Annotated in this window: 20 protein-coding genes and 1 tRNA gene; 15 read left to right on the forward strand and 6 right to left on the reverse strand. The window is 63.0% G+C overall.

Annotated features, from left to right (window positions below; translation table 11 throughout):
- The first annotated feature begins 43 nt into the window (after window positions 1-43).
- From carB to F3J17_RS13875, 3 genes are all read left to right on the forward strand, one after another.
- On the forward strand, window positions 44-3,298 hold the full coding sequence (gene carB / locus F3J17_RS13865; protein WP_167059111.1) for a carbamoyl-phosphate synthase large subunit: 3,255 nt from the start codon (window positions 44-46) through the stop codon (window positions 3,296-3,298).
- Window positions 3,299-3,506: 208 nt separating this feature from the next.
- Window positions 3,507-3,983, forward strand: a complete 477-nt coding sequence (gene greA / locus F3J17_RS13870; RefSeq protein ID WP_167059114.1) for a transcription elongation factor GreA — start codon at window positions 3,507-3,509, stop codon at window positions 3,981-3,983.
- Between the two features lie 79 nt (window positions 3,984-4,062).
- The gene (locus tag F3J17_RS13875) at window positions 4,063-4,521 is read left to right on the forward strand and encodes a DUF4149 domain-containing protein (protein WP_345891196.1); all 459 of its coding nucleotides are present in this window, start codon (window positions 4,063-4,065) and stop codon (window positions 4,519-4,521) included.
- A 109-nt stretch (window positions 4,522-4,630) separates the two neighbouring features.
- Here F3J17_RS13875 and yhbY read toward each other — a convergent pair whose 3' ends face one another.
- On the reverse strand, window positions 4,631-5,167 hold the full coding sequence (gene yhbY / locus F3J17_RS13880) for a ribosome assembly RNA-binding protein YhbY (RefSeq protein WP_167059119.1): 537 nt from the start codon (window positions 5,165-5,167) through the stop codon (window positions 4,631-4,633).
- A gap of 259 nt (window positions 5,168-5,426) precedes the next feature.
- Here yhbY and F3J17_RS13885 point away from each other — a divergent pair, with 259 nt between their 5' ends.
- From F3J17_RS13885 to phoR, 11 genes are all read left to right on the forward strand, one after another.
- Window positions 5,427-6,089 (forward strand): RlmE family RNA methyltransferase, encoded by a 663-nt coding sequence (locus F3J17_RS13885; RefSeq protein WP_167059122.1) that lies wholly within the window; start codon window positions 5,427-5,429, stop codon window positions 6,087-6,089.
- A gap of 220 nt (window positions 6,090-6,309) precedes the next feature.
- Window positions 6,310-8,202 (forward strand): ATP-dependent zinc metalloprotease FtsH, encoded by a 1,893-nt coding sequence (gene ftsH / locus F3J17_RS13890; RefSeq protein WP_167059126.1) that lies wholly within the window; start codon window positions 6,310-6,312, stop codon window positions 8,200-8,202.
- Window positions 8,203-8,458: 256 nt separating this feature from the next.
- The gene (gene folP / locus F3J17_RS13895; protein ID WP_167059711.1) at window positions 8,459-9,265 is read left to right on the forward strand and encodes a dihydropteroate synthase; all 807 of its coding nucleotides are present in this window, start codon (window positions 8,459-8,461) and stop codon (window positions 9,263-9,265) included.
- Window positions 9,266-9,363: 98 nt separating this feature from the next.
- Window positions 9,364-10,716 carry a phosphoglucosamine mutase gene (glmM, locus tag F3J17_RS13900; RefSeq protein WP_167059129.1) on the forward strand — a complete coding sequence of 451 codons (1,353 nt, stop codon included), beginning with the start codon at window positions 9,364-9,366 and terminating at the stop codon, window positions 10,714-10,716.
- A gap of 400 nt (window positions 10,717-11,116) precedes the next feature.
- Window positions 11,117-12,148 carry a phosphate ABC transporter substrate-binding protein PstS gene (gene pstS, locus F3J17_RS13905; RefSeq protein WP_167059132.1) on the forward strand — a complete coding sequence of 344 codons (1,032 nt, stop codon included), beginning with the start codon at window positions 11,117-11,119 and terminating at the stop codon, window positions 12,146-12,148.
- Between the two features lie 242 nt (window positions 12,149-12,390).
- On the forward strand, window positions 12,391-13,377 hold the full coding sequence (gene pstC, locus F3J17_RS13910) for a phosphate ABC transporter permease PstC (RefSeq protein ID WP_167059135.1): 987 nt from the start codon (window positions 12,391-12,393) through the stop codon (window positions 13,375-13,377).
- Window positions 13,374-14,270: a phosphate ABC transporter permease PstA gene (gene pstA / locus F3J17_RS13915; protein ID WP_167059138.1), complete on the forward strand. Its 897-nt coding sequence runs from the start codon at window positions 13,374-13,376 to the stop codon at window positions 14,268-14,270. Before pstC ends, pstA begins: the two co-directional genes overlap by 4 nt.
- A gap of 16 nt (window positions 14,271-14,286) precedes the next feature.
- Window positions 14,287-15,123, forward strand: a complete 837-nt coding sequence (gene pstB / locus F3J17_RS13920; protein ID WP_027817260.1) for a phosphate ABC transporter ATP-binding protein PstB — start codon at window positions 14,287-14,289, stop codon at window positions 15,121-15,123.
- A 37-nt stretch (window positions 15,124-15,160) separates the two neighbouring features.
- A complete protein-coding gene (gene phoU, locus F3J17_RS13925) occupies window positions 15,161-15,865 on the forward strand; it encodes a phosphate signaling complex protein PhoU (RefSeq protein WP_167059141.1) in 705 nt (234 codons plus the stop codon).
- A gap of 124 nt (window positions 15,866-15,989) precedes the next feature.
- Window positions 15,990-16,691, forward strand: a complete 702-nt coding sequence (gene phoB, locus F3J17_RS13930; protein WP_027817258.1) for a phosphate regulon transcriptional regulator PhoB — start codon at window positions 15,990-15,992, stop codon at window positions 16,689-16,691.
- 135 nt (window positions 16,692-16,826) lie between these two features.
- Window positions 16,827-18,140: a phosphate regulon sensor histidine kinase PhoR gene (gene phoR, locus F3J17_RS13935; RefSeq protein ID WP_167059144.1), complete on the forward strand. Its 1,314-nt coding sequence runs from the start codon at window positions 16,827-16,829 to the stop codon at window positions 18,138-18,140.
- Between the two features lie 96 nt (window positions 18,141-18,236).
- Here the strand turns inward: phoR and ppk1 are convergent, their stop codons facing one another.
- A complete protein-coding gene (ppk1, locus tag F3J17_RS13940; protein ID WP_167059147.1) occupies window positions 18,237-20,300 on the reverse strand; it encodes a polyphosphate kinase 1 in 2,064 nt (687 codons plus the stop codon).
- A 280-nt stretch (window positions 20,301-20,580) separates the two neighbouring features.
- On the opposite strand from ppk1, the gene ppx reads away from it, so the two are divergent.
- On the forward strand, window positions 20,581-22,128 hold the full coding sequence (gene ppx, locus F3J17_RS13945) for an exopolyphosphatase (RefSeq protein ID WP_240160972.1): 1,548 nt from the start codon (window positions 20,581-20,583) through the stop codon (window positions 22,126-22,128).
- A gap of 104 nt (window positions 22,129-22,232) precedes the next feature.
- Here ppx and F3J17_RS13950 read toward each other — a convergent pair whose 3' ends face one another.
- The 4 genes from F3J17_RS13950 to F3J17_RS13965 form a co-directional block, all read right to left on the reverse strand.
- Window positions 22,233-23,051 carry a GNAT family N-acyltransferase gene (locus F3J17_RS13950; RefSeq protein WP_167059153.1) on the reverse strand — a complete coding sequence of 273 codons (819 nt, stop codon included), beginning with the start codon at window positions 23,049-23,051 and terminating at the stop codon, window positions 22,233-22,235.
- 234 nt (window positions 23,052-23,285) lie between these two features.
- A complete protein-coding gene (sixA, locus tag F3J17_RS13955; RefSeq protein ID WP_167059156.1) occupies window positions 23,286-23,765 on the reverse strand; it encodes a phosphohistidine phosphatase SixA in 480 nt (159 codons plus the stop codon).
- 101 nt (window positions 23,766-23,866) lie between these two features.
- On the reverse strand, window positions 23,867-25,489 hold the full coding sequence (locus tag F3J17_RS13960; RefSeq protein ID WP_167059159.1) for an NAD(P)/FAD-dependent oxidoreductase: 1,623 nt from the start codon (window positions 25,487-25,489) through the stop codon (window positions 23,867-23,869).
- A gap of 261 nt (window positions 25,490-25,750) precedes the next feature.
- Window positions 25,751-25,827 (reverse strand) — tRNA-Pro (locus tag F3J17_RS13965).
- Window positions 25,828-26,011 lie beyond the last annotated feature (184 nt).

Here is a 26,011-nt window from a genome sequence, read left to right on the forward strand (position 1 = left end):
GCCGCCAGACGTAAAAGACACAGGAATATTTAGCGAGAGCGTTATGCCCAAGCGGACAGACATCAAGAGCATTCTCATCATCGGCGCGGGTCCGATCATCATCGGCCAGGCCTGCGAGTTCGACTATTCGGGCGCGCAGGCATGCAAGGCGCTGCGTGAAGAAGGCTACAAGGTCATCCTCGTCAACAGCAATCCGGCGACGATCATGACCGACCCGAACACGGCCGACGTCACTTACATCGAGCCGATCACCTGGGAAGTGGTGGAGCGCATCATCGAGAAGGAGCGCCCGGACGCGATCCTGCCGACGATGGGCGGCCAGACCGCGCTGAACTGCGCGCTCGACCTGCACCACCACGGCGTGCTGACGAAGTACAACGTCGAGCTGATCGGCGCATCGCCGGAGGCCATCGACAAGGCCGAAGACCGCCAGAAGTTCAAGGACGCGATGACCAAGATCGGTCTCGGTTCGGCGAAGTCGGGCGTGGCGCATTCGATGGAAGAAGCGCTCAAGGTCCAGGGCGAAATCGCCGAATTCACGGGCACGGGCGGCTATCCGGTCGTGATCCGTCCGTCGTTCACGCTGGGCGGCTCGGGCGGCGGCATTGCGTACAACCGCGAAGAATTCGAAGAGATCTGCAAGCGCGGTCTCGATCTGTCGCCGACGCGCGAACTGCTGATCGAAGAATCGCTGCTCGGCTGGAAGGAATACGAGATGGAAGTGGTCCGCGACAAGGCGGACAACTGCATCATCGTGTGCTCGATCGAAAACCTGGACCCGATGGGCATCCACACCGGCGACTCGATCACGGTCGCGCCGGCGCAGACGCTCACCGACAAGGAATACCAGATCCTGCGCGACGCTTCGCTCGCCGTGCTGCGCGAGATCGGCGTGGACACGGGCGGTTCGAACGTGCAGTTCTCGATCGATCCGAAGACCGGCCGCATGATCGTGATCGAAATGAACCCGCGCGTGTCGCGTTCGTCGGCGCTGGCTTCGAAGGCCACGGGTTTCCCGATCGCCAAGGTCGCAGCCAAGCTGGCCGTCGGCTACACGCTGGACGAACTCAAGAACGAAATCACGGGCGGCGCAACGCCGGCTTCGTTCGAGCCGACCATCGACTACGTCGTCACCAAGATTCCGCGTTTCGCGTTCGAGAAGTTCCGCGAAGCCGATTCGCGCCTCACCACGCAGATGAAGTCGGTCGGCGAAGTGATGGCGATTGGCCGCACCTTCCAGGAATCGTTCCAGAAGGCGCTGCGCGGTCTGGAAGTCGGCGTTGATGGCCTCGACGAAAAGACCACCAGCCGCGACGAGATCATCCGCGAGATCGGCGAAGCCGGTCCGGACCGCATCTGGTACGTGGGCGACGCATTCCGCGTGGGCATGACGCGCGAAGAGATCTTCGAAGAAACCGCGATCGACCCGTGGTTCCTCGCGCAGATCGAACAGATCATCCTGAAGGAAAAGGCGCTCGCAGGCCGTACGCTGGCAAGCCTCTCGAAGGAAGAACTCAAGTATCTGAAGCAAAGCGGTTTCTCGGATCGTCGCCTGGCGAAGCTGCTCGGCGCGAACTCGGCCGACGTGCGCAAGCGTCGTATCGAGCTGAACGTGCGTCCGGTCTACAAGCGCGTGGATACCTGCGCCGCTGAGTTCGCCACCAAGACGGCTTACATGTACTCGACCTATGAGGAAGAGTGCGAAGCCAACCCGACGAACAACAAGAAGATCATGGTGCTGGGCGGCGGCCCGAACCGGATCGGCCAGGGTATCGAGTTCGACTACTGCTGCGTTCACGCCGCACTCGCCATGCGCGAAGACGGCTACGAAACCATCATGGTCAACTGCAACCCGGAAACGGTTTCGACCGACTACGACACGTCCGACCGTCTGTACTTCGAGTCGCTGACGCTGGAAGACGTGCTCGAAATCGTCGACCTGGAAAAGCCGGTTGGCGTGATCGTGCAGTACGGCGGCCAGACGCCGCTGAAGCTCGCGCTCGACCTCGAAGCGAATGGCGTGCCCATCGTCGGCACCTCGCCGGACATGATCGACGCGGCCGAAGACCGCGAGCGTTTCCAGAAGCTGCTGCAGGACCTGAACCTGCGCCAGCCGCCTAACCGCACCGCGCGCGCCGAAGACGAAGCCCTCAAGCTCGCCGACGAAATCGGCTACCCGCTCGTCGTGCGCCCGTCGTACGTGCTGGGCGGCCGCGCCATGGAAATCGTCCACGAGCCGCGCGACCTTGAGCGCTACATGCGCGAGGCCGTGAAGGTGTCGAACGATTCGCCGGTGCTGCTCGACCGCTTCCTGAACGACGCGATCGAATGCGACGTGGACTGCATCTCCGATGGCACGGACGTGTTCATCGGCGGCGTGATGGAACACATCGAACAGGCTGGCGTGCACTCGGGCGACTCGGCCTGTTCGCTGCCGCCGTACTCGCTGTCGCAGGCAACGGTTGACGAACTGAAGCGTCAAACGGCCGCGATGGCCAAGGCGCTGAACGTGGTCGGCCTGATGAACGTCCAGTTCGCGATCCAGCAGGTGCCGCAGGATGACGGTTCGAAGAAGGACATCATCTACGTGCTGGAAGTGAACCCGCGCGCTTCGCGTACGGTTCCGTACGTCTCGAAGGCCACCAGCCTGCCGCTCGCGAAGATCGCGGCGCGCGCGATGGTCGGCCAGAAGCTGGTGGATCAGGGCGTGACGAAGGAAGTGGTGCCGCCGTACTTCAGCGTGAAGGAAGCGGTGTTCCCGTTCATCAAGTTCCCGGCGGTCGATCCGGTGCTCGGACCTGAAATGCGTTCGACCGGCGAAGTGATGGGCGTGGGCAAGACCTTCGGCGAAGCGCTGTTCAAGTCGCAGCTCGCAGCGGGTTCGCGCCTGCCGGAATCGGGCACGGTGTTCATCACCGTGATGGATTCGGACAAGCCGAAGGCCGTCGAAGTCGCGCGCATGCTGCACGAACTCGGTTACGCGATTGTCGCCACGCGCGGCACCGCAGCCGCGATCGAAGCGGCCGGCGTGCCGGTCAAGGTCGTCAACAAGGTGAAGGACGGCCGTCCGCACATCGTCGACATGATCAAGAACGGCGAGATTTCGCTGGTCTTCACGACCGTCGACGAAACCCGCGCAGCGATCGCCGATTCGCGCTCGATCCGCATGAGCGCACAGGCGAACAAGGTCACGTACTACACCACGATGTCCGGCGCGCGCGCCGCCGTCGAGGGCTTGCGCTATCTGAAGAACCTGGAAGTCTATGATTTACAAGGCCTCCACGCTCGCCTAAACTAAGGCTTCGATTGTCTGTCCAATACGAACGAGGCAGGCAAACATAGCTGAATGTGCCGCGGTTAAGCGGCGTCCCAACAGGGTTTTCAGGCTGCGCCAGCATGCGCCGCCGCCCTCGCGGGATGCACTTAACCGCGGTGATTTTTTTTATGGCCGCAATGTTTATTGCATGCGGCATCAATACGGCCCCAAGCGGCTGAACGAGTTGTTTATGAGCACGATTCCCTTGACCAAGCGCGGTGCAGAGCAGCTTCGCGGTGAACTGCAACACCTGAAGTCCGTCGAGCGTCCGGCGGTCATCAATTCGATCGCCGAAGCGCGCGCCCAGGGCGATCTGTCCGAAAACGCGGAATACGATGCAGCGAAGGAAAAGCAGGGCTTCATCGAGGGCCGCATCGCTGAAATCGAATCGAAGCTGGCCGCTGCGCAAGTGATCGATCCGTCCACGCTCGAAGCGGATGGCCGCATCGTGTTCGGCTCGACCGTCGATCTCGAAGACCTCGAATCGGGCAAGACCGTCACGTACCAGATCGTCGGCGACGACGAAGCCGATCTCGAACACGGCCTGATTTCGGTGAGCTCGCCCATCGCGCGCGCACTGATCGGAAAGTCGGAAGGCGACGTCGCAGCCGTGCAGGCTCCGAGCGGCGTGCGCGAGTACGAAGTCATCGAGGTTCGCTACGTCTGACGGGGCGCCGATCATGGGTCACGATCTCAAGAACGACGTGAACGCCGATATCCGCGCGGCTGCATCGGGCGCGTCGCTCGTGCCGCATCGCCTGTTCGCGCTGCTCGCCATGTTGTGGGTGGGCAGTCAGCTGACCATCGGCTATGCGGTGGCGCCGGTGCTGTTTACTTCGCTCGACCGCATGTCGGCGGGCGCGCTCGCGGCCCAGCTGTTTCGCATCGAAGGCATGATCGGGCTGGTGTGCGGCGTACTGCTGCTGGTGCTCGCGAATGTGTTCGTGCGACGCGGGGAAGTGGGGTATCGCCGTCTGCGCTGGCTGCTGGTGGGCATGCTGCTGTGCGTGGTGATCGGCTATTACGCGCTGCAGCCGTTTATGAATGCCATGCGCATGAACGCGATGCAGGCGGGTGTGGATATCGCGCACTCGGCGTATGCGAGCCGCTTTGGCATGCTCCACGGCATTTCGAGCCTGTTCTATCTGGTCGAAAGCCTGCTGGGCGCGTGGCTCGTCTGGCTGTTGCCGTCCACGCGACGCTGATCCGTCAAGGCGCCGGGTTGCCATCCATTGCGGTGGCGCACGGCGAAAAAAAGCGCGGCACTCAGGTCGCGCTTTCTTTTTTCGAACGGGCGTCGAATTTATTTCGAGCTTACTTCGAACCCTGGTGGGCGCGCTTCGAGCTGGTTTGACGCTTCTTGGCGCGCTTGACGTTGCCGCCTTGCGTGACGCGTTCGTTGCCCTTGACCGTGACCTTTTGCGCCTTCGGCTTGCGCATCGGGTTTTCGCTGGGCTTGACGACCTTCACGACGCGCGGGGCCTTGCCGGCTTCACGTGCGCTCGGCACGTCGCCGGACGGGCGCGTCACGGTGCCGCGGGCGCCAGCGCGAGCCGTCGTGGTCTTGGCCTTGGCTTCTTCGGGCTTGTAGATCACCAGCAGCTTGCCGATGTGCTGGACCGGCGCGGCGTTCAGGCGATCGCAGATTTCTTCGTAGATTGCGATACGTTCTTCGCGCTCGTCGCCGAACACGCGAACCTTGATGAGCTGGTGCGCGCCAAGGTGAACCTTGATTTCCTTGATGACGGCGTCGGTCAACCCCTCGGAGCCGATGAGCACGACCGGTTTGAGGGCGTGAGCCTGGGAACGCAGTTCGGAACGCTGTTCGGCAGTAAGAGTGAGGGCGGGCATGGGATGTGGCAGACTCGACTAAAATGACGGCGCTCGCTGGGCAGCCTGTCGGACCTCAAGGAAGAGGGGCAGGCGCAGAAGGCGAAAGGCGCGTCGGAAACAACGGAAAACCGTGGAGAACGGCGTGGCGCGGGCTGATGCGGGCAGGTGTGGCGGTACGAACACGCTCACTTAGCCGCACGGGCCGCGACGGCCGCACGAATTAAACGCGTATTATCCGCTAAAAGCGCGACATCACGCAGCAAGAGTTCAATCTTTAATGGCAAAAAACCGCTTCAACACGTCGTGGCTGCACGACCATATCAACGATCCGTACGTGAAGCTGGCGCAGCGGGAGGGCTATCGCGCCCGCGCCGCCTACAAGCTCAAGGAAATCGACGAGCAGGACAAGCTGATCCGCCCCGGCATGGTCATTGTTGACCTGGGCGCGGCGCCCGGCAGCTGGAGCCAGTACGCGCGCAACAAGCTCGCACAGAGCTCGAAGCGCGACGAACAGCGCCAGGGCGGCATCGACGGTACGATCATTGCGCTCGACATCCTGCCGATGGAGCCGATTTCCGACGTGCAATTCCTGCAGGGCGACTTCCGCGAGGATAGCGTGCTCGAACAACTGGAAGAAATCGTCGATGGCCGTCCGGTGGATCTTGTAATTTCGGATATGGCGCCCAATCTGTCGGGGGTCGCGCTGGCAGATGCCGCGCGTATCGAACACGTCTGCGATCTCGCACTCGAGTTTTCGCAGAATCATTTGAAACCCGATGGTGCCCTTTTAGTAAAATGCTTTCACGGCAGTGGTTACAGCCAGATCGTCGAGAAATTCAAGCATCAGTTCAAGGTCGTGGCCGCGCGCAAGCCGAAAGCTTCGCGCGATAAATCGTCCGAAACGTTTATATTGGGCAAACATCTGAAGCGACCCCGTTAACCTCGGGCATTACGCAAGGATCGGTTCCAGCACGTCAGGCGTCTTGTCAGGACTGTAAAAATCCGCCCGGAAATGCTCCGGGACGTTGTCCCGACAAGGCGCGCCGCCTATTTACGCCTTAGCGAAACGTTATGGCGAGGCCCTGCGTACTGGATTAGAATGCTTTGGTGGTGTCGCAAGGCAAATGTAGGCGCCCGTCTATGAGTGAAGGAGTGGTGCTTTGAACAACAACATGTTTTCGAAAGCAGCAGTGTGGCTGGTGATCGCACTGGTGCTGTTTACGGTGTTCAAGCAGTTCGACAAGCCCCGTGTCCAGGAAGGCGTTTCCTATTCGCAGTTCATGGACGACGCGAAGAATGGCAAGGTCAAGAGCGTCGTGGTGCAGGGGCGGAACCTCACGGTCACTCCGGCCGATGGCCAGAAATACCAGATCGTCTCCCCGGGCGACATCTGGATGGTCGGCGACCTGATGAAGTACAACGTGCAGGTGAGCGGCAAGGCTGACGAAGAGCCGAACGCGCTTGTCTCGGCGCTGTACTACCTCGGACCGACGATACTCATCATCGTGTTCTGGTTCTACATGATGAGGCAGATGCAGGGGGGCGGCAAAGGCGGGGCGTTTTCGTTCGGCAAATCGCGAGCGCGGTTGATCGACGAAAACAACAACGCGGTCAACTTCTCCGACGTCGCGGGTTGCGACGAAGCCAAGGAAGAAGTGTCCGAGCTCGTCGACTTCCTGCGTGATCCGCAGAAATTCCAGAAGCTGGGCGGTCGTATTCCGCGCGGCGTGCTGCTGGTTGGCCCTCCGGGTACCGGTAAGACGCTGCTTGCACGTGCGATTGCCGGCGAAGCGAAGGTGCCGTTCTTCAGCATCTCGGGTTCGGACTTCGTGGAAATGTTCGTCGGCGTGGGCGCGGCTCGTGTGCGCGACATGTTCGAACAAGCCAAGAAGCACGCACCGTGTATCGTCTTCATCGACGAAATCGACGCGGTCGGCCGTCATCGTGGCGCCGGTATGGGCGGCGGTAACGACGAACGCGAACAGACGCTGAACCAGATGCTGGTCGAGATGGATGGCTTCGAGGCCAACTCGGGCGTCATCGTGATCGCGGCTACCAACCGTTCGGACGTGCTGGACAAGGCGCTGCTGCGTCCGGGCCGTTTCGACCGCCAGGTGTATGTCGGTCTGCCGGACATTCGCGGTCGCGAACAGATCATGAAGGTTCACCTGCGCAAGGTGCCGATCGCCAACGACGTCGACGCAGCGGTCATCGCACGCGGCACGCCGGGCTTCTCGGGCGCCGATCTCGCGAACCTCGTGAACGAAGCGGCGCTGTTCGCAGCCCGTCGCGGCAAGCGCATCGTCGAAATGCAGGACTTCGAAGACGCGAAGGACAAGATCTTCATGGGTCCGGAGCGCAAGTCGGCCGTGATCCGCGAAGAAGCGAAACGTGCCACGGCGTATCACGAGTCGGGCCACGCGGTGATCGCCAAGCTGTTGCCGAAGGCCGATCCGGTGCACAAGGTCACCATCATCCCGCGCGGTCGCGCACTGGGTGTGACGTGGCAGCTGCCGGAGCACGACAACGAGACGTATTCGAAGGACTACCTGCTTGATCGTCTTGCGATCCTGTTTGGCGGTCGCGTGGCAGAAGAGCTGTTCATGAATTTGATCAGCACGGGCGCTTCGGACGACTTCAACAAGGCCACGCAAACGGCTCGCGCCATGGTCACGCGCTTCGGCATGACCGACGCGATGGGCCCGATGGTCTACGTCGACGACGAAAACGAAGGCGGTCCGTTCGGCAAGGGCTTCACGCGTGCGATTTCGGAAGCGACGCAGCAGAAGGTCGACGCGGAAATCCGCCGCGTGCTGGACGAACAGTACAGCCTCGCCAAGCGTCTGCTGGACGAAAACCGCGACAAGGTCGAAGCCATGACCGCCGCGCTGATGGAGTGGGAAACGATCGACGCCGATCAGATCAACGACATCATGGCTGGCCGTCCGCCGCGCTCGCCGAAGAGCACGCCGTCGGCAGGCGACGCTTCCTCCTCGGGCGGCAGCGCAGGCAGCGAAGTCAAGCCGGGCAGCAGCGCAACGCAGCCGGCCTGACCCACTGCGGGTTGCCAGATCGAGTAAAGTTGCGGGCCGGTGTGAGCTTCACACCGGCCCGTTTTGCATTTCTGGCCGCATTTGTGACGTTGTCGGTGCGTAGCACTGCGTGGCTGCGCCGCTACGCCACAACTGGCGGCTGCATTTCGTTACACATCTGACGTTTCTTGACGTGCCCAATCTCACATCGCAGGCTAATCTTCCCGAACCGCTGATCTGCGGTCGTTTCACGCTGACCTTCGAGCGTCCGCTCGTCATGGGGATCCTCAACGCGACGCCGGATTCGTTCTCGGACGGCGGCAGCTACATCGCCTTTGACGACGCCATGCGCCGCGCCGAGCAGATGTTGCGCGACGGCGTCGACATCATCGACATCGGCGGGGAATCGACTCGCCCTGGCGCGCCGCCCGTGCCGCTCGACGAAGAGCTCGCGCGCGTGATTCCGCTGGTCGAGCGTCTCAAGGGTGCGAACGTGCCGCTGTCGATCGACACCTACAAGCCGGAAGTGATGCGTCACGCGCTGGCAGCGGGCGCCGATCTGATCAACGATATCTGGGGTTTTCGCATGCCAGGCGCGATCGACGCGGTGCGCGACAGCAACTGCGGCCTGTGTGTGATGCACATGCTCGGCGAGCCGCAGACCATGCAGGTGGGCGAGCCGGATTACGCCGATGTCATACGCGAGGTGCGCGAGTTTCTGGAAGCGCGCTGCGCCGAACTCGAAGGCGCGGGCGTTGCGAAAGCGCGTATCAGCGTCGACCCGGGTTTTGGTTTCGGCAAGTCGATGGTCGAGCATAATTACGCCTTGCTCGCGCATTTGCCCGCGACCGCGCCGGAGGTTGCCGCCGGCGTCGCGCCGTATCCGATTCTCGCGGGCATGTCGCGCAAATCCATGCTCGGCGCGCTGATCAACCGGCCCGCGCCGGAACGCGTGGCGGCCAGCGTGGCGGCGGCGGTGTGCGCGGCGCAGAAGGGCGCGGCGATCATCCGCGTGCACGATGTCGCGCCGACCGTGGATGCGCTCAAGGTCTGGGGCGCGATGCGCGAGGCGGAAAGGGCTTAACCCGTGCGGGCTTAAAGCAGGCATCAAGAGAACAGGGCGTGACCGGGCGCCAGAACGCTCCGGGCGCCGTACAACAGTGTCAATGTGAGGTTTGAGGTATGGGACGTCGTTATTTCGGAACCGATGGGGTTCGTGGCAAGGTCGGCGTCGCGCCGATCACGCCGGATTTCGTGCTGCGTCTCGGCTACGCGGCGGGCAAGGTGCTCGCAGGGGCGGCGCCGGCTTCGGGCCCGCGCCCGGCCGTGCTGATCGGCAAGGACACGCGCATTTCGGGCTATATGCTCGAAGCGTCGCTGGAAGCAGGGCTGTCGGCTGCCGGTATCGACGTGATGCTGGCGGGGCCGATGACGACGCCCGGCGTCGCCTATCTCACGCGCGCGCTGCGCCTCGCCGCAGGCGTGGTGATCAGCGCCTCGCACAATCCGTACTTCGATAACGGCATCAAGTTCTTTTCCGCCGACGGCAACAAGCTGCCCGACGACGTCGAAACGCAGATCGAAGCGCAGCTGGAACAGCCGCTCGACTGCGCGCCGTCCGAGCAACTGGGCCGCGCCCGCCGTCTGGACGATGCGCGCGGACGTTACATCGAGTTCTGCAAGAGCACGTTCCCGCAGGCGTTCAGCCTGCGCGGCCTGAAGCTGGTGGTCGACTGCGCGAACGGTGCGGCCTACGACATCGCGCCGCACGTGTTCCATGAACTGGGCGCGGACGTGATCCCCATCGGCGTGTCGCCGAACGGCTTCAACATCAATGACGGCGTGGGTGCGACCGCGCCCGATGCGCTGGTGCGCGCGGTGCGTGCGAATCACGCCGATCTGGGCATCGCGCTTGACGGCGACGCGGACCGTCTGCAGATCGTCGATGCGCAAGGCCGCCTCTATAACGGCGACGAACTGCTCTACGTGCTGGTCAAGGATCGCATGGCGACCGACGGCAAGGTCGAAGGCGCGGTCGGCACGCTGATGACCAACCTCGCGGTGGAGCAGGCGCTCGACGGCCTGGGCGTGCGCTTCGTGCGCGCCAACGTCGGCGACCGCTACGTGCTGGAGCAACTGCGCGAGAACGGCTGGCAGATCGGCGCGGAAGGCTCGGGCCACATCCTCTCGCTCGACCGCCATACGACCGGCGACGGCATCGTCTCCGCGCTGCTGGTGCTGGCGGCGATGAAGCGCAGCGGCCAGACGCTCGCGCAGATCCTCGACGGCGTCACGCTGTTCCCGCAGAAGCTCATCAACGTGCGCATCGCGCAGGGCGCGGACTGGAAGGGCAACGCCGCAATCCAGAAGTCGATCGCCGACGCCGAAGCCGAGCTCAAAGGCAAAGGCCGCGTGCTGATCCGCGCCTCGGGCACCGAGCCGGTTCTGCGCGTGATGGTGGAAGCGCGCGAGGAGCGCGACACGCTCCATTACGCGGAATCGATCGCCGAAACCGTCAAGCGCGCCATCGCCTGACTTTTTTGAGCCCGCATTGGCGGAAAAGGGCGGCACCCTGTCTGCGACAAGGTGCCGCGCCTGCATTCGCCGCCATCCGGGCGCCGTCTGACGCAACGATTTTTTTATCGTTCGAGCAAACGTTCCACTGACGGTTTCAGTCGCCTTTCAAAAGGTCGCACGACCCCCTACGTGTCCGACCCCGCCGTTTCGGCAAACGCCCGTCCCACGGGCGGCCGCGCGCGTCAGCGCTGGCTGTACGGGCGTCAATGCGCCTGAAGTAAGCGCCTTCTTCACTCATTCCCCGCCTTTCAGCCGGTAATCGTACTGTCACGACTGCTTCATGAATCGTCACGGTACTGTCACAAAGAGGCCCTATTCTTCGCCCTGTCGTTCATCCGCTCACACATCTGGAGGTCTCATGAAATTGATGCAAACCGCGCTCGCTGGCGTTGCTGGCGCCCTCTTCGCGATGGCAGCCCACGCTGCTGACATCACTGGCGCGGGCAGCACCTTCGCAGCACCGATCTACACGAAATGGGCGGACGCCTATCAGAAGTCGGGCGGCGGCAAGGTGAACTACCAAGGCATCGGTTCGTCGGGCGGTATCAAGCAGATCGTCGCCAAGACGGTTGACTTCGCAGGTTCGGACGCGCCCCTGAAGGACGACGAGCTGGCCAAGGAAGGCCTGTTCCAGTTCCCGACGGTGGTGGGCGGCGTCGTGCCGGCGATCAACGTGCCGGGCATCAAGGCTGGCGAAATCACGCTGTCGGGCGAAGTGCTCGGCGACATCTATCTCGGCAAGATCAAGAAGTGGAATGATCCGGCTATCGTCGCGCTGAACCCGAAGGTCAAGCTGCCGGATCTGGACATCGCCGTGGTTCGCCGCGCTGATGGTTCGGGCACCAGCTTCATCTGGACGAACTACCTCTCGAAGGTCAACGCCGAGTGGAAGAGCAAGGTCGGCGAAGGCTCGACGGTCGCATGGCCGACGGGTACGGGCGGCAAGGGCAACGACGGCGTCGCAGCTTTCGTTCAGCGTCTGCCGGGTTCGATCGGCTACGTCGAGTGGGCGTACGCCAAGCAAAATCACATGGTCTACACTGCCATGAAGAACGAAGCGGGCGCGGTCGTCGAGCCGAGCACGGACACGTTCAAGGCAGCTGCAGCTGGCGCAGACTGGAAGAAGTCGTTCTACCAGATCCTGACGAACGAGCCGGGCAAGGAAGCATGGCCGGTCGTGGGCGCTACGTTCGTGCTGCTGCACACGGCACAGGACAAGCCGGATCAAGGCAAGGAAACGCTCAAGTTCTTCGACTGGGCCTTCAAGAACGGCACGCCGGCAGCTGACAGCCTCGACTACATCTCGCTGCCGCAATCGGTCGTGAGCGAGATCAAGACGCAGTGGAAGGAAAAGGTCAAGGACGCTAGCGGCAAGGCCATCGCCGAGTAAGGCGAAGGCGGTTTGACCGTGTAGCGCTACGGGCCGCCGCGACATCGCGTGCGGCCCGTGCTGCTTCCTGGTTATGCGTTATGCATCCGTAATCTGGTTGCAAAACAGTCGTAAATCACCCGCTACGATGTACCGCCTCTGGGCCTTCAGCCGGTCGTATGACCGGGCCCTGGCGGCAGTCGGTTTCAGAACCGCATCAACGTCGTGAGCCTCGTGCTCGCGGCAACTGGAAACAGGTCACCATGTCCGACGTCCCGCTCGTCTCGAACCCGCCCGGCAGCAACGCGCAGCAGCAGGCGCCCAGCCCGGCAGGGGACATCATTTTCGGCGGCCTCGCGCGCGGCGCCGCCATCGTCACGTTGTTGCTGCTCGGCGGCATCATCGTGTCCCTGATCGTCGCCTCGATGCCGACGATCCAGAAGTTCGGCCTCTCGTTCCTCTGGACGGCCGACTGGGATCCACCCAGCGATCAGTTCGGCGCGCTCGTGCCCATTTACGGCACCATCGCCACGTCGATCATCGCGCTTGTCATCGCCGTGCCGGTGAGCTTCGGCATTGCGCTGTTCCTGACTGAACTCTCGCCCGCGTGGCTGCGCCGCCCGCTGGGTATCGCCATCGAACTGCTGGCCGCGATCCCGTCGATCGTGTACGGCATGTGGGGCCTGCTGGTGTTCGCGCCGATCTTCGCGCAATACTTCCAGCGCCCGCTCGGCCATCTGCTGGGCAACGTGTGGCTGATCGGCCCGCTGTTCCAGGGCCCGCCGATCGGTATCGGCATCCTGTGCGCCGGCGTCATCCTCGCGATCATGATCATTCCGTACATCGCCTCGGTGATGCGCGACGTGTTCGAAGTCACGCCCGTGCTGCTGAAGGAATCGGCATACGGCATCGGCTGCACGACGTGGGAAGTGATGTGGAAGATCGTGCTGCCCTTCACCAAGACCGGCGTGATCGGCGGCGTGATGCTCGGCCTTGGCCGCGCGCTCGGCGAAACCATGGCGGTGACGTTCGTGATCGGCAATACGAACCTGCTGGACAACGTGTCGCTGTTCTCGCCTGGTAACAGCATCACCTCGGCGCTCGCCAACGAGTTCGCCGAAGCCGGCCCGGGTCTGCACACCTCGGCGCTCATGGAGCTCGGCCTGATCCTGTTCGTGATTACCTTCATCGTGCTGGCGATCTCGAAGATCATGCTGCTGCGCCTTGAAAAGTCGGAGGGTGCGCGATGAGCGAGCCGATGCTGAAAATTCCCGGAGCGATCTACGGCTCCGAACTCGACAAGATGCGCGGCAAGCTGCAAAGCCGCCGCCGCTTCACCAACGCGATCGCGCTGACGATGTCGCTGGCCGCGATGGGCTTCGGCCTGCTGTGGCTCGTGTGGATTCTCTACACGACGCTCTCGCTCGGTCTGGGAGGTCTGTCGGTCGAACTGTTCACGCAGTCCACGCCGCCGCCGAACACCGATGGCGGCGGTCTGGCCAACGCGATCGTCGGCAGCCTGCTGCTGGTCGGCATCGCCACGGCAGTCGGTACGCCGATCGGCATTCTGGCAGGCGTGTATCTCGCCGAATACGGCCAGAAGGGCTGGCTTGCGAGCGTGACGCGCTTCATCAACGACATTCTGTTGTCGGCGCCGTCGATCGTGGTCGGTCTGTTCGTCTACGCGCTGGTGGTGGCCAAGATGGGTCACTTCAGCGGCTGGGCCGGTGCGATTTCGCTCGCGCTGCTGCAGATCCCGATCGTGATCCGCACCACCGAGAACATGCTCAAGCTGGTGCCGAACGCACTGCGCGAAGCGGCCTTCGCGCTCGGTACGCCGAAGTGGAAGATGGTGCTGTCGATCACGCTCAAGGCGTCGATCGCGGGCATCGTGACGGGCGTGCTGCTGGCGATCGCCCGTATCGCAGGCGAAACCGCGCCGCTGCTGTTCACGGCGCTGTCGAACCAGTTCTTCTCGGCGGACATGAATCAGCCGATGGCCAACCTGCCGGTCACGATCTACAAGTTTGCGATGAGCCCGTTCTCGCAGTGGCAATCGCTTGCGTGGGCCGGTGTGTTCCTGATTACGCTGGGTGTGCTGGGTCTGAATATCCTTGCACGCACCATCTTTTCGAAAAAGTAAGGGCGGAGTCCATCCGATGAATATGGCAGAGAGTCACCTCAACACTACCGCGCCGTCCGGCTTCGACCCCGCCCAGGGCAACCGTGGCGCCATGTCGTCGCGTCCGAAGATCGAGGTCAAGGATCTCAACTTCTTCTACGGCAAGTATCACGCGCTGAAGAACATCAACCTGCAGATTCCCGAAGGCAAGGTGACGGCGTTCATCGGCCCGTCGGGCTGCGGCAAGTCCACGCTGCTGCGCACGTTCAACAAGATGTACGCGCTCTATCCGGAACAACGCGCCGAAGGCGAGATCCTGATGGAAGGCGAGAACCTGCTCACGACCAAGCGTGACATCTCGCTCTTGCGCGCGCGCATCGGCATGGTGTTCCAGAAGCCGACCCCGTTCCCGATGTCGATTTACGACAACATCGCGTTCGGCGTGAAGATGTTCGAAAAGCTGTCGCGCCCGGAAATGGACGACCGCGTCGAATGGGCGCTCACCAAGGCGGCGCTCTGGAACGAAGTGAAGGACAAGCTCGGCCAGAGCGGCTACGGCCTCTCGGGCGGTCAGCAACAGCGTCTGTGTATCGCGCGCGGTATCGCGATCCGTCCGGAAGTGCTGCTGCTCGACGAACCGTGCTCGGCGCTCGACCCGATTTCCACGGGCCGCATTGAAGAGCTGATCGCCGAACTCAAGAGCGATTACACGGTGGTGATCGTCACCCACAACATGCAGCAGGCTGCGCGTTGCTCGGACTACACTGCGTACATGTATCTCGGCGAGCTGATCGAATTCGGCGACACCGAGAAGATCTTCATCAAGCCGGTCCGCAAGGAAACGGAAGACTACATCACGGGCCGCTTCGGCTGATCCGTCGGTAGCACATTAAGCGGAAGGGAGAAAAGACATGTCCGACAAGCACCTGTCCAGCCAGTTCGACGCCGACCTGAACCTCATTTCGTCGAAGGTTCTGGAAATGGGCGGCCTCGTGGAATCGCAGATCATCACGGCGATGCAGGCCCTGAACGAGTTCGACGGCGAAGCCGCCGAGCGCGTGATCGCCGCCGAAGACCGCCTGAACACGATGGAAGTCGAGATCGACGAAGAGTGCAGCAACATCATCGCGCGCCGTCAGCCGGCTGCGCGCGACCTGCGCCTCGTGCTCGCGATTTCGAAGACCATCACGAACCTCGAACGCGCCGGCGACGAAGCTGAAAAGATCGCCAAGCGCACCAAGCGCCTGATGGAAGACGGCAACTCGCGTGCGGTCAATATCGCCGAGATCAAGGTCTCGGGCGAAATGGCCGTGTCGATCCTGCGCCGTGCGCTCGACGCGTTCGCGCGTCTGGACACGGTGGCCGCCGCGCAGATCGTGCGCGACGACAAGGCCATCGACGAGGAATTCCGCGCCTTCGTGCGCAAGCTGGTGAGCTACATGATGGAAGACCCGCGCACGATTTCGGCGGGCCTCGACTATCTGTTCATCGCCAAGGCGATCGAGCGCATCGGCGACCACGCGAAGAACATCGCCGAATTCATCATCTACATCGTCAAGGGCACCGACGTGCGACACAAGTCGCGCGACGCGCTCGAACGCGAAGCACTCAGCTAAGTGAAACGCCGGGGTGGTGGGAAAAGGCGCTTTTGAAGCGCTTTTTCTCGCCCGGTTCTGAAATCGATACCGCCCCGACATTTTCGTAATCCGTATCAACAGGTCTTAAGGTCAAGAGGTGCCGATGCCTAGCAGCATTCTCGTCATCGAAGATGAGCCCGCTATTTCCGAGCTGATCTCGGTGAACCTGCAGCACGCAGGTCATTGCCCGATCCGCGCCTACAACGCGGAGCAGGCGCAGAATCTGATCAGCGACGTGCTGCCCGATCTCATCCTGCTCGACTGGATGCTGCCGGGTAAATCGGGCGTGAATTTCGCGCGCGATCTGCGTAACAACGAGCGCACGAAGCACATTCCGATCATCATGCTGACCGCCCGCGGCGACGAGCAGGACAAGGTGCTCGGCCTCGAAATCGGCGCCGACGACTACGTCACCAAGCCGTTCTCGCCGAAGGAACTGATGGCGCGCATCAAGGCGGTGCTGCGCCGCCGCGCGCCGCAGCTCACCGAAGACGTGGTGGCGATCAACGGTCTCAAGCTCGATCCGGCTACGCACCGTGTGGCGGCTCACGCGGAAGGTTCGGAGATCAAGCTGGACCTCGGCCCGACCGAGTTCCGCCTGCTGCACTTCTTCATGACGCACCCGGAGCGCGTGCACAGCCGTACGCAACTGCTCGATCAGGTGTGGGGCGATCACGTGTTCGTGGAAGAGCGCACCGTGGACGTGCATATCAAGCGTCTGCGCGCCGCGCTCAAGCCGGCAGGGTGCGATGCTATGATCGAAACGGTGCGCGGCAGCGGTTATCGTCTCGCGAAGAGCGCCTGAGCGCGTTTGCCGTACTTGCCGCTTTTGTCTTGAGCTGATTTACCGCAGTCAAACGTCGGCGCTGTGCGAGATGCAGCGCCGGCGCTCCGAATCCGCAGCGCCCCGGTACGGACTGTCACTCTCTTCGATCGCAACATGAACATCATCTGGGCGCGCGCCCTCGTATCGATCGTGCTGCTCGCGCTCGTTTGCACGGGCGTCGGCGCGTTTGTCGGCGTCAAATTCGGGCTGGCCCTCGCCGTGGTGGCGCTGGTCGGCCAAATGGTTTTCAGCACCTTCCACAAGCAGCGTCTGTGGCGTCTGCTCGATGCGCCCGTGTACGGCGAAGTGCCGAGCGCGCCCGGCGTGTGGGGCGAAATCTACTACCGTCTGCACAAGCTCGCGAAGCGCTGGCATGCTCAGGTGCGCCAGGTCGAGCAACAGCATTCGCGTTTCATCCAGGCGATCCAGGCGTCGCCCAACGGCGTGGCCATGCTCGACGATCACGATCAGATCGAGTGGTGCAACGCCATCTCCGAAGTGCATTTCGGCCTCGATGCCAAACGCGATCTGCGTCAGCACATCACCCATCTCGTGCGTCAGCCCGATTTCGTGCGTTATCTGAATTCGCACGATTACAAGGACATGCTGATCATGCGCGGCATGGGCGCGAAGCGCCAGAACGTGCTGTCCGTGCAGGTGTTTCCGTACGGCGATAACCGCAAGCTGGTGCTCTCGCAGGACATCACCGAACTCGAACGCACGGATGCAATGCGCCGCGACTTCGTCGCCAATGTCTCGCACGAGCTGAAGACGCCGCTCACGGTGCTCTCGGGCTTCCTGGAGACCATGCGCGAGCTGCCGCTCTCGGAAGAGGAGCGCATGCGCTACTTCGATCTGATGGAGCAGCAGGCTTCGCGCATGCGCCACATCGTCACCGATCTGCTGGTGCTGGCCAAGCTCGAAGGCGAGGCGCGCCTGCCGGGCGACCAGATCATCGACATGCGTGCGGTGCTCGGCCATGTGCGCGAGGATGCGGAAAGCCTTTCGGGCGGTCATCACATCGTCTCCGCCGATTTCGACGATGGCCTGAGCGTGACGGGTTCGGAAACCGAAGTCTTGAGCGCGCTGGGCAATCTCGCGACCAATGCGGTGCGCTATACGCCCGAGGGCGGCCGCGTGCAGTTGTCGTGGCGTCTCGAAAGCGGCAATGCGGTGTTCTCGGTGACGGACAGCGGCTATGGCATTCCAGCAAGCGACATTCCGCGTCTCACGGAGCGTTTCTATCGCGTCGATCGTAGCCGTTCGCGCGATACGGGCGGCACGGGTCTGGGGCTGGCGATCGTCAAGCATGTGCTGCAACGTCACGATGCGGCGCTCGAAGTGAAGAGCGAGGAAGGGCGGGGCAGTACCTTCACGGTGCGCTTCCCGGCCGCACGCACGACGCGGCGGCAACCTACGCCAGCCTGAGTTTCACCGCATAAAAAAGCCGCTTCGTCTTGATGACTGAAGCGGCTTTTTTGCATCCAGCGCCCTTGAAAACAGGCGCTGGATAGCGAGACAACGTCAAGGGCAGAACTTCGCCAGCAGGCTCATCTGCGCATTGCGGATCGCCTTGCCCGCACGACGGCGCTTGTAGTGGCCGTCGCTCTGCATGAGCCAAGCCGCTTGGTTGTCGCCAAGGAAGCACGACAGACCTTCGGCGATCACGCGGCGCTTGAGGCGTCGATCGTGGATCGGGAACGCCACTTCGACGCGGCGGAACAGGTTGCGGTCCATCCAGTCGGCGCTCGACAGATAGACGTCTTCCTTGCCGCCCGCATAGAAGTAGTAGATGCGATGGTGTTCGAGGAAACGCCCCACGATCGAGCGCACCGTGATGTTCTCCGACAGCCCCGGCACACCCGGTTGCAGCGAACACACGCCGCGCACGATCAGATCGATCTTCACGCCCGCCTGCGACGCTTCGTACAACTCGTCGATCACCGTCGGTTCGAGCAGCGCGTTCATCTTCGCGACGATGCGCGCCTTCTTGCCTTCGCGCGCGGCCTGGGCTTCAGCGCGAATCGCTTCGACGAGCTTCGGATGCAGCGTGAACGGCGACTGCCACAGTTCGTTCAACTGCAGTTCGCCGCCGATGCCGGTGAGCTGCTGGAACACGTGGTGCACGTCCTCGCACATCTTCGGCTCGGACGTCATGAGGCCGAAGTCGGTGTAGAGGCGCGCGGTGCGCGGGTGATAGTTGCCGGTGCCCAGGTGGACATAGCGGCGCAACTGCATGCGGCCGTTCACGGGCGTGCGGCGCACGATCAGCATCATCTTGGCGTGGCACTTGTGGCCCACTACGCCATAGACCACATGCGCGCCCACCGCTTCGAGCTGCGAGGCCCAGTTGATGTTGGTTTCTTCGTCGAAACGCGCAAGCAGTTCGACCACCACCGTGACTTCCTTGCCATTGCGCGCGGCCTGCATGAGCGCGTCCATCAGCGGCGAGTCGGTGCCGGTGCGGTAGATGGTCTGCTTGATGGCGACCACGTTCGGATCGTTGGCGGCCTGCAGCAGCAGTTCCAGCACCGGCTGGAAGCTTTCGTACGGATGATGGAGCAGGACGTCGCCCTGATCGATCACGTCGAACATGCTGCTGTTCGCGGCGATGCGCTGCGGAATCGCCGGTACGTGCGGCACGAACTTCAGATCCGGACGATCGACCATCTCGGGCAACTGCATCAGACGCACGAGATTCACGGGGCCATCGACGTAATAGCAGTCCTTTTCGTCCAGACCGCTTTCGTCGAGCAGACGTCGCACCAGATGCACCGGCGTTTCCGCCGACACTTCCAGGCGCACCGCATTGCCCAGATGGCGCGCGGGCAGTTCGCCCTGCAGTGCCACGCGCAGGTTGGTGATTTCGTCTTCGTCGACGAACAGTTCGCTGTTACGCGTAATGCGGAACTGGTTGCAACTGCGCACCACGAGACTCGGGAACAGTTCGCCCACGAAGCGTTGCAGGAGCGAGCCGAGCAAGACGAAACCATGCTGGAAGCCCGACAGTTCCTGCGGCATCCGAACGAGACGCGGCAGCGCGCGCGGCGCCTGCACGATGCCCATCACGGCCTGACGTCCGAAGGCATCCTTACCTTCGAGTTCGACCACGAAGTTCAGGCTCTTGTTGAGCACGCGCGGGAACGGATGCGCGGGATCGAGCCCGATCGGCGTGAGCACGGGCAGCAGTTCGTCGAGGAAGTACTGGCGCGCCCAGTGGGTTTGCGCTTCGTTCCAGGCATCGGTGCCGTGGAAGTAGATGCCTTCCTGTTCGAGCGCCGGCAGCACGGTGTCGTGCAGCATGCGGTACTGGCGATGCACGAGACGTTGTGCGCGTTCGACCACGAGGTCGTACACGTGCTGCAGCGACATGCCGTCGGGCGAGAGCGCGCCCGGGTTGTCGCGCATCTGTTCCTGAAGCCCGGCCATGCGGACTTCGAAGAATTCGTCGAGGTTGCTACTGGTAATGCAGATGAAGCGCAAGCGCTCCAGCAAGGGAACGGATGGGTCGGCGGCCTGTGCGAGCACACGCTCGTTGAATCCCAGAATGCCCAGTTCGCGGTTAAGGAGTGGATAGCGGATGGACATTGGTATTGAAAGCGGAATTTCAGGGGATGATTCGAACGGACGCTCGGAAATTCTCACAGTAATGTGACTTTATTGTGACATTGAGTGTGTCATAAATTTTACGCTGCATTTTCACGCATCCGACACCTTGCGAAGTAAAGATGCACAGTGGGTCAAGGCGTCCTCAAAAGGCGTTCCTTGCCTTTCACTGACGATAACCTTCGCGAGGAGCGCCATGGGGAAGTCGGGTACGCTTAAAATGGCATATTTGGATAATGCGGCCGCCGCTCAGAGAGCCAGGATGGCCGCGTTCGCACGCATGGAGCCCGCACCCTCGATGGTCACCAATCCGCAACTGCTTGCCGCCGTCGATCTCGGTTCGAACAGCTTTCGTCTGATCGTCGGCCGGGTCGAGGAAACCGACGCCGGCAGCCAGATCTATCCGGTCGACGCCCTGCGCGAACCCGTGCGACTCGCCGCGGGTCTCTCGAAGGACAAGATGCTCGACCGCGCCTCGCAGGTGCGCGGCTGGGACGCGCTCAAGCGCTTCGGCGAACGTCTGCGCGACTTCCACCCGGATCACGTGCGCGCCGTCGCCACCAACACGCTGCGCGTGGCCAAGAACGCCCGCGAATTCCTTGGCGAGGCGGAAAAGGCGCTCGGCTTCCCGATCGAAGTGATCGCGGGCCGCGAAGAAGCGCGTCTGATTTATGCGGGCGCAGCACATTCGGTGCCCGCGAGCGCCGGCAAGCGCTTCGTGGTGGATATCGGCGGCGGCTCGACCGAGTTCATCATCGGTTCGCACTACACGCCGATCCGCATGGAAAGCCTCTACATCGGCTGCGTGAGTCATAGCCGCCAGTTCTTCCCGGCCGGCAACGTCGACGAATACACCATGCGTCAGGCCGAACTGGCCGCGTCGCGCGAAATCCAGATCATTTCCGCCGACTATCGCAAGACCGGCTGGGATCAGGCGATTGGCTCGTCGGGTACGGCGCGCGCGTTGGCCGAACTGGTCGAGGCGAACGGCTTCAACGATCCAGGTATCACGCATGGCATCTCGCGCGGCGGGCTCGAACGTCTGAAGCGCGCGCTCATCAAGGCCGAGAACGTCAATCGTCTGAAGCTGGTCGCGCTCAAGCCCGACCGCATTCCGGTGCTGGCGGGCGGTCTGTCGATCATGATCGCGGTGTTCGAGGAACTGGGCATCGACTACGTCGACACCACCGACGGCGCACTGCGTCTGGGCGTGCTGTACGACCTGCTGGGCCGCTCGCAGCACGAAGACATGCGTACGGTCACGGTGGAGGGCTTCATGCGCCGCTATGGCGTGGATCGCGCCCAGGCGGGCCGTATCGGCGAACTGGCCATGAACTTCTACGACCAGTTCGAGGAAGCTGACGCCGAGCGTCGCGAAGAAAACCGCATGTTCCTGGGCTGGGCGGCGTCGCTGCACGAGATCGGCTTGTCGATTTCGCATAGCGCGTATCACAAGCACTCGGCGTATATCGCCAGCAACGCCGACATGCCGGGCTTCTCGCGCACCGATCAGGCGCGTCTGGCGGCGCTGGTGCTGGGCCACGTGGGCAAGCTCGGCAAGCTTTCGCAGACGCGTGACGTGGAGTGGCCGCTGCTGTTCTGCCTGCGTCTGGCCGCGCTGCTGAGCCGCCGTCGCGCCGATGTCGGCCTGCCGAAGATCACCGTGGTGCAGGAGCACAACGGCTACGAAGTCATCCTGCCGAACGCGTGGGTGCAGAACAATCCGCTCACCGACTACAACCTCGTCCAGGAAGCGGCGGAGTGGGGCAAGATCGGCATTCCGTATCGCGTGGTGTATTCGGACGAATAAGCGGATCTGCGTTGAGCATGTGATCCAGAAACGACAATGCCCGGCCTGAGCGCCGGGCATTGTGCTTTTGAGGCCTGCGTCGATGTCCAGGCCTCCGATGCGGCTTAACGGCCCGCTGCGTCGCCCAGGAAGTGGCGCGCGTAACGTTCGTTGATGTCCGAGAGGCGGAACAGCGTGAGGAAGTCGGCGGTATTGAAATCGGGATCCCAGGCCGGTGCGCCGCAAATCTTCGCGCCCAGACGCAGATAACCCTTGATGAGCGGCGGCGGCACGGCCGGTGCGCCCGTGCGCAGTTCTTCGACCGGCAGCGGCGTGTGCGGGAAGGCGCGGTACTCGGGGTCCGTCAGCGCGTCCGCGCCCATCGAGACGTACAGGTTGGCTGCGTAGTGGCCGCCGTCGACCATTGCCACGCTTGCGCAGCCGAGCATCGTCTCGTAGCCGTTGTGCTTCATGTAGGCGCCCAGACCGCCCCACAGCGACATGATGACCGAGCCGCTGCGGTAGTCAGGGTGCACGCACGAGCGGCCCACCTCGACCATCTTCGGGCGCAGATGCGCCAGACGCGACACGTCGAATTCGCTTTCCGCGTACAGGCGGCCGATGCGCGTCGCCTGGTGCGGCGGCAGCACGCGATAGGTGCCGACGACCTTGAGCGTGTCGAGGTCGCGCACCAGCAGGTGATCGCAGTAGTTGTCGAAGACGTCGACGTCGAGGCCGGCCGGGCCCGACAGACGTGCGCCCATTTCCTCGGCGAACACGCGGTAGCGCAGACGCTGCGCCTCGCGCAGTTCTTCGTCGGTGCGAGCCCAGGTCACCTGCAACCGGTGCTGCGCGGTGACCGTCTCTTCGGCACGCGGCAGACTCCGGGTCGACTCGAAACTGCTCAAGGCGAACGGCAGGGAGGGCGTCGGCAGATCTCGCATGGGGCGTCCTGTCAAAGGTAAAGGAACTTTCCCGGCAATTTAGTAAGCCGGGGTTACGGTTCCATGAAAACGCAATGACGATTCGATGACGCGCTGTAAGCCAGCCAGGGCCAGAGCGTGGCCCTGTGCCGCCTCAGGCTTGCTGGGCGGGCGTGTGAGGGGCGAGGAGGGGGAGCGGCAGAGCGCCGCGGCAGACGCGGCGCTGGGTGTTGGCGCAATGCGACGCGGGTCGCTTCAGACGAGATCGGGCGTGATGGCGGCCATCAGGACGGCTTCGCCGTCGCCATTGCGCTCGCGGCTCTTGATCCAGTAGACGCCCGACTTCTTGACGGCCCAACTGCGGCGCACGCTGCCGTCGCTGTTCGTTTCGTTGCCCAGCAGCGTGGCCAGCACCTCGCCAAGCGTCGGCTGATGGCCGACCACCACCACGGTCGAGGCGATGCCCTCGGGCCAGCCAGCGGCCTCCAGAATGGCTTCGACGCTGGCGTTGGGGGCGATCTCGCGCACCACGCGGTATTGATCGGTGAGCGCTTCGGCCGTCTGCATGGTGCGCGCGGCGGGGCTCGCCAGGATCACGGCGTCTTCCGGCAGGCGCGTGCGCAGCCAGCGCGCCACGTTCTGGGCCTGCTTGCGCCCGCGCGTGGTGAGCTGGCGGGCGAGATCGCTCGCGGCGATCTCTTCGGCTTCGGCGTGGCGCCAGAGGATGAGGTTCATTAGCGGCTCTCCTGGGGGGATGGCGTCATTGTAGGAGGAGGGTAAGGCCGGGCAGTGTCAGGCATTCCCTCGGTCCCTGCGTTCCCCTCGTTGCGCACGGATCAGGCCGCGCCGCCCGACACCATGTCGAGCGCCACCGCCTGCGCCACCTCGATGCCGTCGATCGCCGCCGAATAAATCCCGCCCGCATAGCCCGCGCCTTCGCCCGCCGGATACAGCCCCTCGACGTTCATGCTCTGGTAGTTGTCCTTGCGGCGGATGCGCAGCGGCGACGACGTGCGCGTCTCCACGCCCGTCAGCACGGCGTCGTTCATGGCGAAGCCGGCGATCTTCTTGTCAAGTTGCGGCAGCGCCTCGCGGATCGCTTCGATCACGTAGTCGGGCAGCGCCGTGCTCAGATCGGTGGGCGTCACGCCCGGCTTGTACGATGGCACCACGGAGCCCAGCGACGTCGACGGCCGTCCGGCGATGAAGTCGCCCACCAGCTGGCCCGGCGCCTGGTAATTGCTGCCGCCGAGTTCGAACGCACGCTCCTCCCACTTGCGCTGGAACGCGATGCCCGCGAGCGGGCCGCCCGGATAATCCTCCGGCGTGATGCCGACGACGATGCCCGCGTTCGCGTTGCGTTCGGCGCGCGAGTACTGGCTCATGCCGTTGGTGACCACGCGGCCGGGTTCCGACGTCGCCGCGACCACCGTGCCGCCCGGGCACATGCAGAAGCTGTAGACCGCGCGGCCGTTGTTGGCGTGGTGCACGACCTTGTAGTCGGCCGCGCCCAGTTCCTTGTGGCCCGCGAACTTGCCGAAGCGGCTGCGATCGATCACGCCCTGCGGATGCTCGATCCGGAAGCCCAGCGAGAACGGCTTCGCTTCCATGAACACGCCGCGGTCGTGCAGCATCTGGAACGTGTCGCGCGCGCTGTGGCCCACAGCCAGCACGACGTGATCGCACGGCAGCGTCTCGCCATTCGAGAGCTGGAGCGCGCGCACCTTGCCGTTTTCGATCTCGATATCTTCGACGCGGGTTTCGAAACGCACTTCGCCGCCCAGCTCGTGGATGGTGGCGCGCATCTTTTCGACCATGCTCACCAGACGGAACGTGCCGATGTGCGGACGGCTCAGGAACAGGATGTCTTCCGGCGCGCCGGCCTTGACGAACTCGTCGAGCACCTTGCGGCCGTAGTGGTGCGGATCCTTGATCTGGCTGTAGAGCTTGCCGTCCGAGAAAGTGCCCGCGCCGCCTTCGCCGAACTGCACGTTCGATTCCGGGTTCAGCACGGATTTACGCCACAGACCGAAGGTGTCTTTGGTGCGCTCGCGCACGGCCTTGCCGCGTTCGAGAATGATCGGCTTGAAACCCATCTGCGCGAGGATCAGCCCGGCGAACAGGCCGCACGGCCCCATGCCGATCACTACCGGACGCGGGCGCGTCGAATGTTCCGGCGCCTTCGCGACGAAGCGGTAGGTCATGTCCGGCGTCGGTCCGCAGTGCGGCTTGCCGGCGATCTGCTTGAGCACCTTCGCCTCGTCCTGAACCTCGATATCGACGATATAGGTCAGCTTGATATCCGAGCGCTTGCGGGCGTCGTGCGCACGGCGAAAGACGGTGTAGCGGATGAGCGCGTCTTTCGCTACGCCGAGGTCCGCAAGGCGTCCCCGAATCGCGGCTTCAAGTTCGCTTTCGGCGTGGTCGAGGGGGAGTTTGACTTCGGATAGACGTAACATGGGTGCCAGGGTGCGGTCGCCACGGGAATCGTGGCCGATCTGTATTTTATAAGCTCGTCGGCTTTCCAAATCGAACGAAGCCGGACGACGAAAACGCGAGCGCTTGCTTGAGCGTTGCTTGAGCCGTGCTTGGCGGGAAGCAGCCGAGGGACGCTGCATTTCCGCGTTTCTCCGGGCGAGGCCCGAGGTTTCAATAGCGACCGGGCGGGAGAAAATGAAAAAGGGGCTACAGGCCAATGGCGTGTAACCCCTCGGTATTGCTGGTCGGAGCGATAGGATTCGAACCTACGACCCTCTGATCCCAAATCAGATGCGCTACCAGGCTGCGCTACGCTCCGACGAATCGTGGATTGTATCGTCCCTTCGTCCGTCTCGTCAAATGGGTTTGAATCCGCGCCATAGATTTTCACCAGACTTCGGATCTTTCCCTGAACAGTCCCTGAAAAACCTCCTTCCAGAAACCATCTCAAATACTGTATAAATATACAGGTCGACGACGCCGCGCGAGGCGTCGTCCCCACG

The sequence above is a fragment of the Burkholderia sp. Ax-1719 genome, from assembly GCF_011753055.1.
In the GTDB taxonomy this organism is placed as follows: domain Bacteria; phylum Pseudomonadota; class Gammaproteobacteria; order Burkholderiales; family Burkholderiaceae; genus Paraburkholderia.

Excerpts from the sequence above, each read along its gene's own strand:
- carB (WP_167059111.1), top strand. The coding sequence starts at position 44 with ATGCCCAAGCGGACAGACATCAAGAGCATTCTCATCATCGGCGCGGGT.
- greA (WP_167059114.1), top strand. The coding sequence starts at position 3,507 with ATGAGCACGATTCCCTTGACCAAGCGCGGTGCAGAGCAGCTTCGCGGT.
- yhbY (WP_167059119.1), bottom strand. The coding sequence starts at position 5,167 with ATGCCCGCCCTCACTCTTACTGCCGAACAGCGTTCCGAACTGCGTTCC.
- F3J17_RS13885 (WP_167059122.1), top strand. The coding sequence starts at position 5,427 with ATGGCAAAAAACCGCTTCAACACGTCGTGGCTGCACGACCATATCAAC.
- folP (WP_167059711.1), top strand. The coding sequence starts at position 8,459 with ATGGGGATCCTCAACGCGACGCCGGATTCGTTCTCGGACGGCGGCAGC.
- glmM (WP_167059129.1), top strand. The coding sequence starts at position 9,364 with ATGGGACGTCGTTATTTCGGAACCGATGGGGTTCGTGGCAAGGTCGGC.
- pstS (WP_167059132.1), top strand. The coding sequence starts at position 11,117 with ATGAAATTGATGCAAACCGCGCTCGCTGGCGTTGCTGGCGCCCTCTTC.
- pstC (WP_167059135.1), top strand. The coding sequence starts at position 12,391 with ATGTCCGACGTCCCGCTCGTCTCGAACCCGCCCGGCAGCAACGCGCAG.
- pstA (WP_167059138.1), top strand. The coding sequence starts at position 13,374 with ATGAGCGAGCCGATGCTGAAAATTCCCGGAGCGATCTACGGCTCCGAA.
- pstB (WP_027817260.1), top strand. The coding sequence starts at position 14,287 with ATGAATATGGCAGAGAGTCACCTCAACACTACCGCGCCGTCCGGCTTC.
- phoU (WP_167059141.1), top strand. The coding sequence starts at position 15,161 with ATGTCCGACAAGCACCTGTCCAGCCAGTTCGACGCCGACCTGAACCTC.
- phoB (WP_027817258.1), top strand. The coding sequence starts at position 15,990 with ATGCCTAGCAGCATTCTCGTCATCGAAGATGAGCCCGCTATTTCCGAG.
- phoR (WP_167059144.1), top strand. The coding sequence starts at position 16,827 with ATGAACATCATCTGGGCGCGCGCCCTCGTATCGATCGTGCTGCTCGCG.
- ppk1 (WP_167059147.1), bottom strand. The coding sequence starts at position 20,300 with ATGTCCATCCGCTATCCACTCCTTAACCGCGAACTGGGCATTCTGGGA.
- ppx (WP_240160972.1), top strand. The coding sequence starts at position 20,581 with ATGGCCGCGTTCGCACGCATGGAGCCCGCACCCTCGATGGTCACCAAT.
- F3J17_RS13950 (WP_167059153.1), bottom strand. The coding sequence starts at position 23,051 with ATGCGAGATCTGCCGACGCCCTCCCTGCCGTTCGCCTTGAGCAGTTTC.
- sixA (WP_167059156.1), bottom strand. The coding sequence starts at position 23,765 with ATGAACCTCATCCTCTGGCGCCACGCCGAAGCCGAAGAGATCGCCGCG.
- F3J17_RS13960 (WP_167059159.1), bottom strand. The coding sequence starts at position 25,489 with ATGTTACGTCTATCCGAAGTCAAACTCCCCCTCGACCACGCCGAAAGC.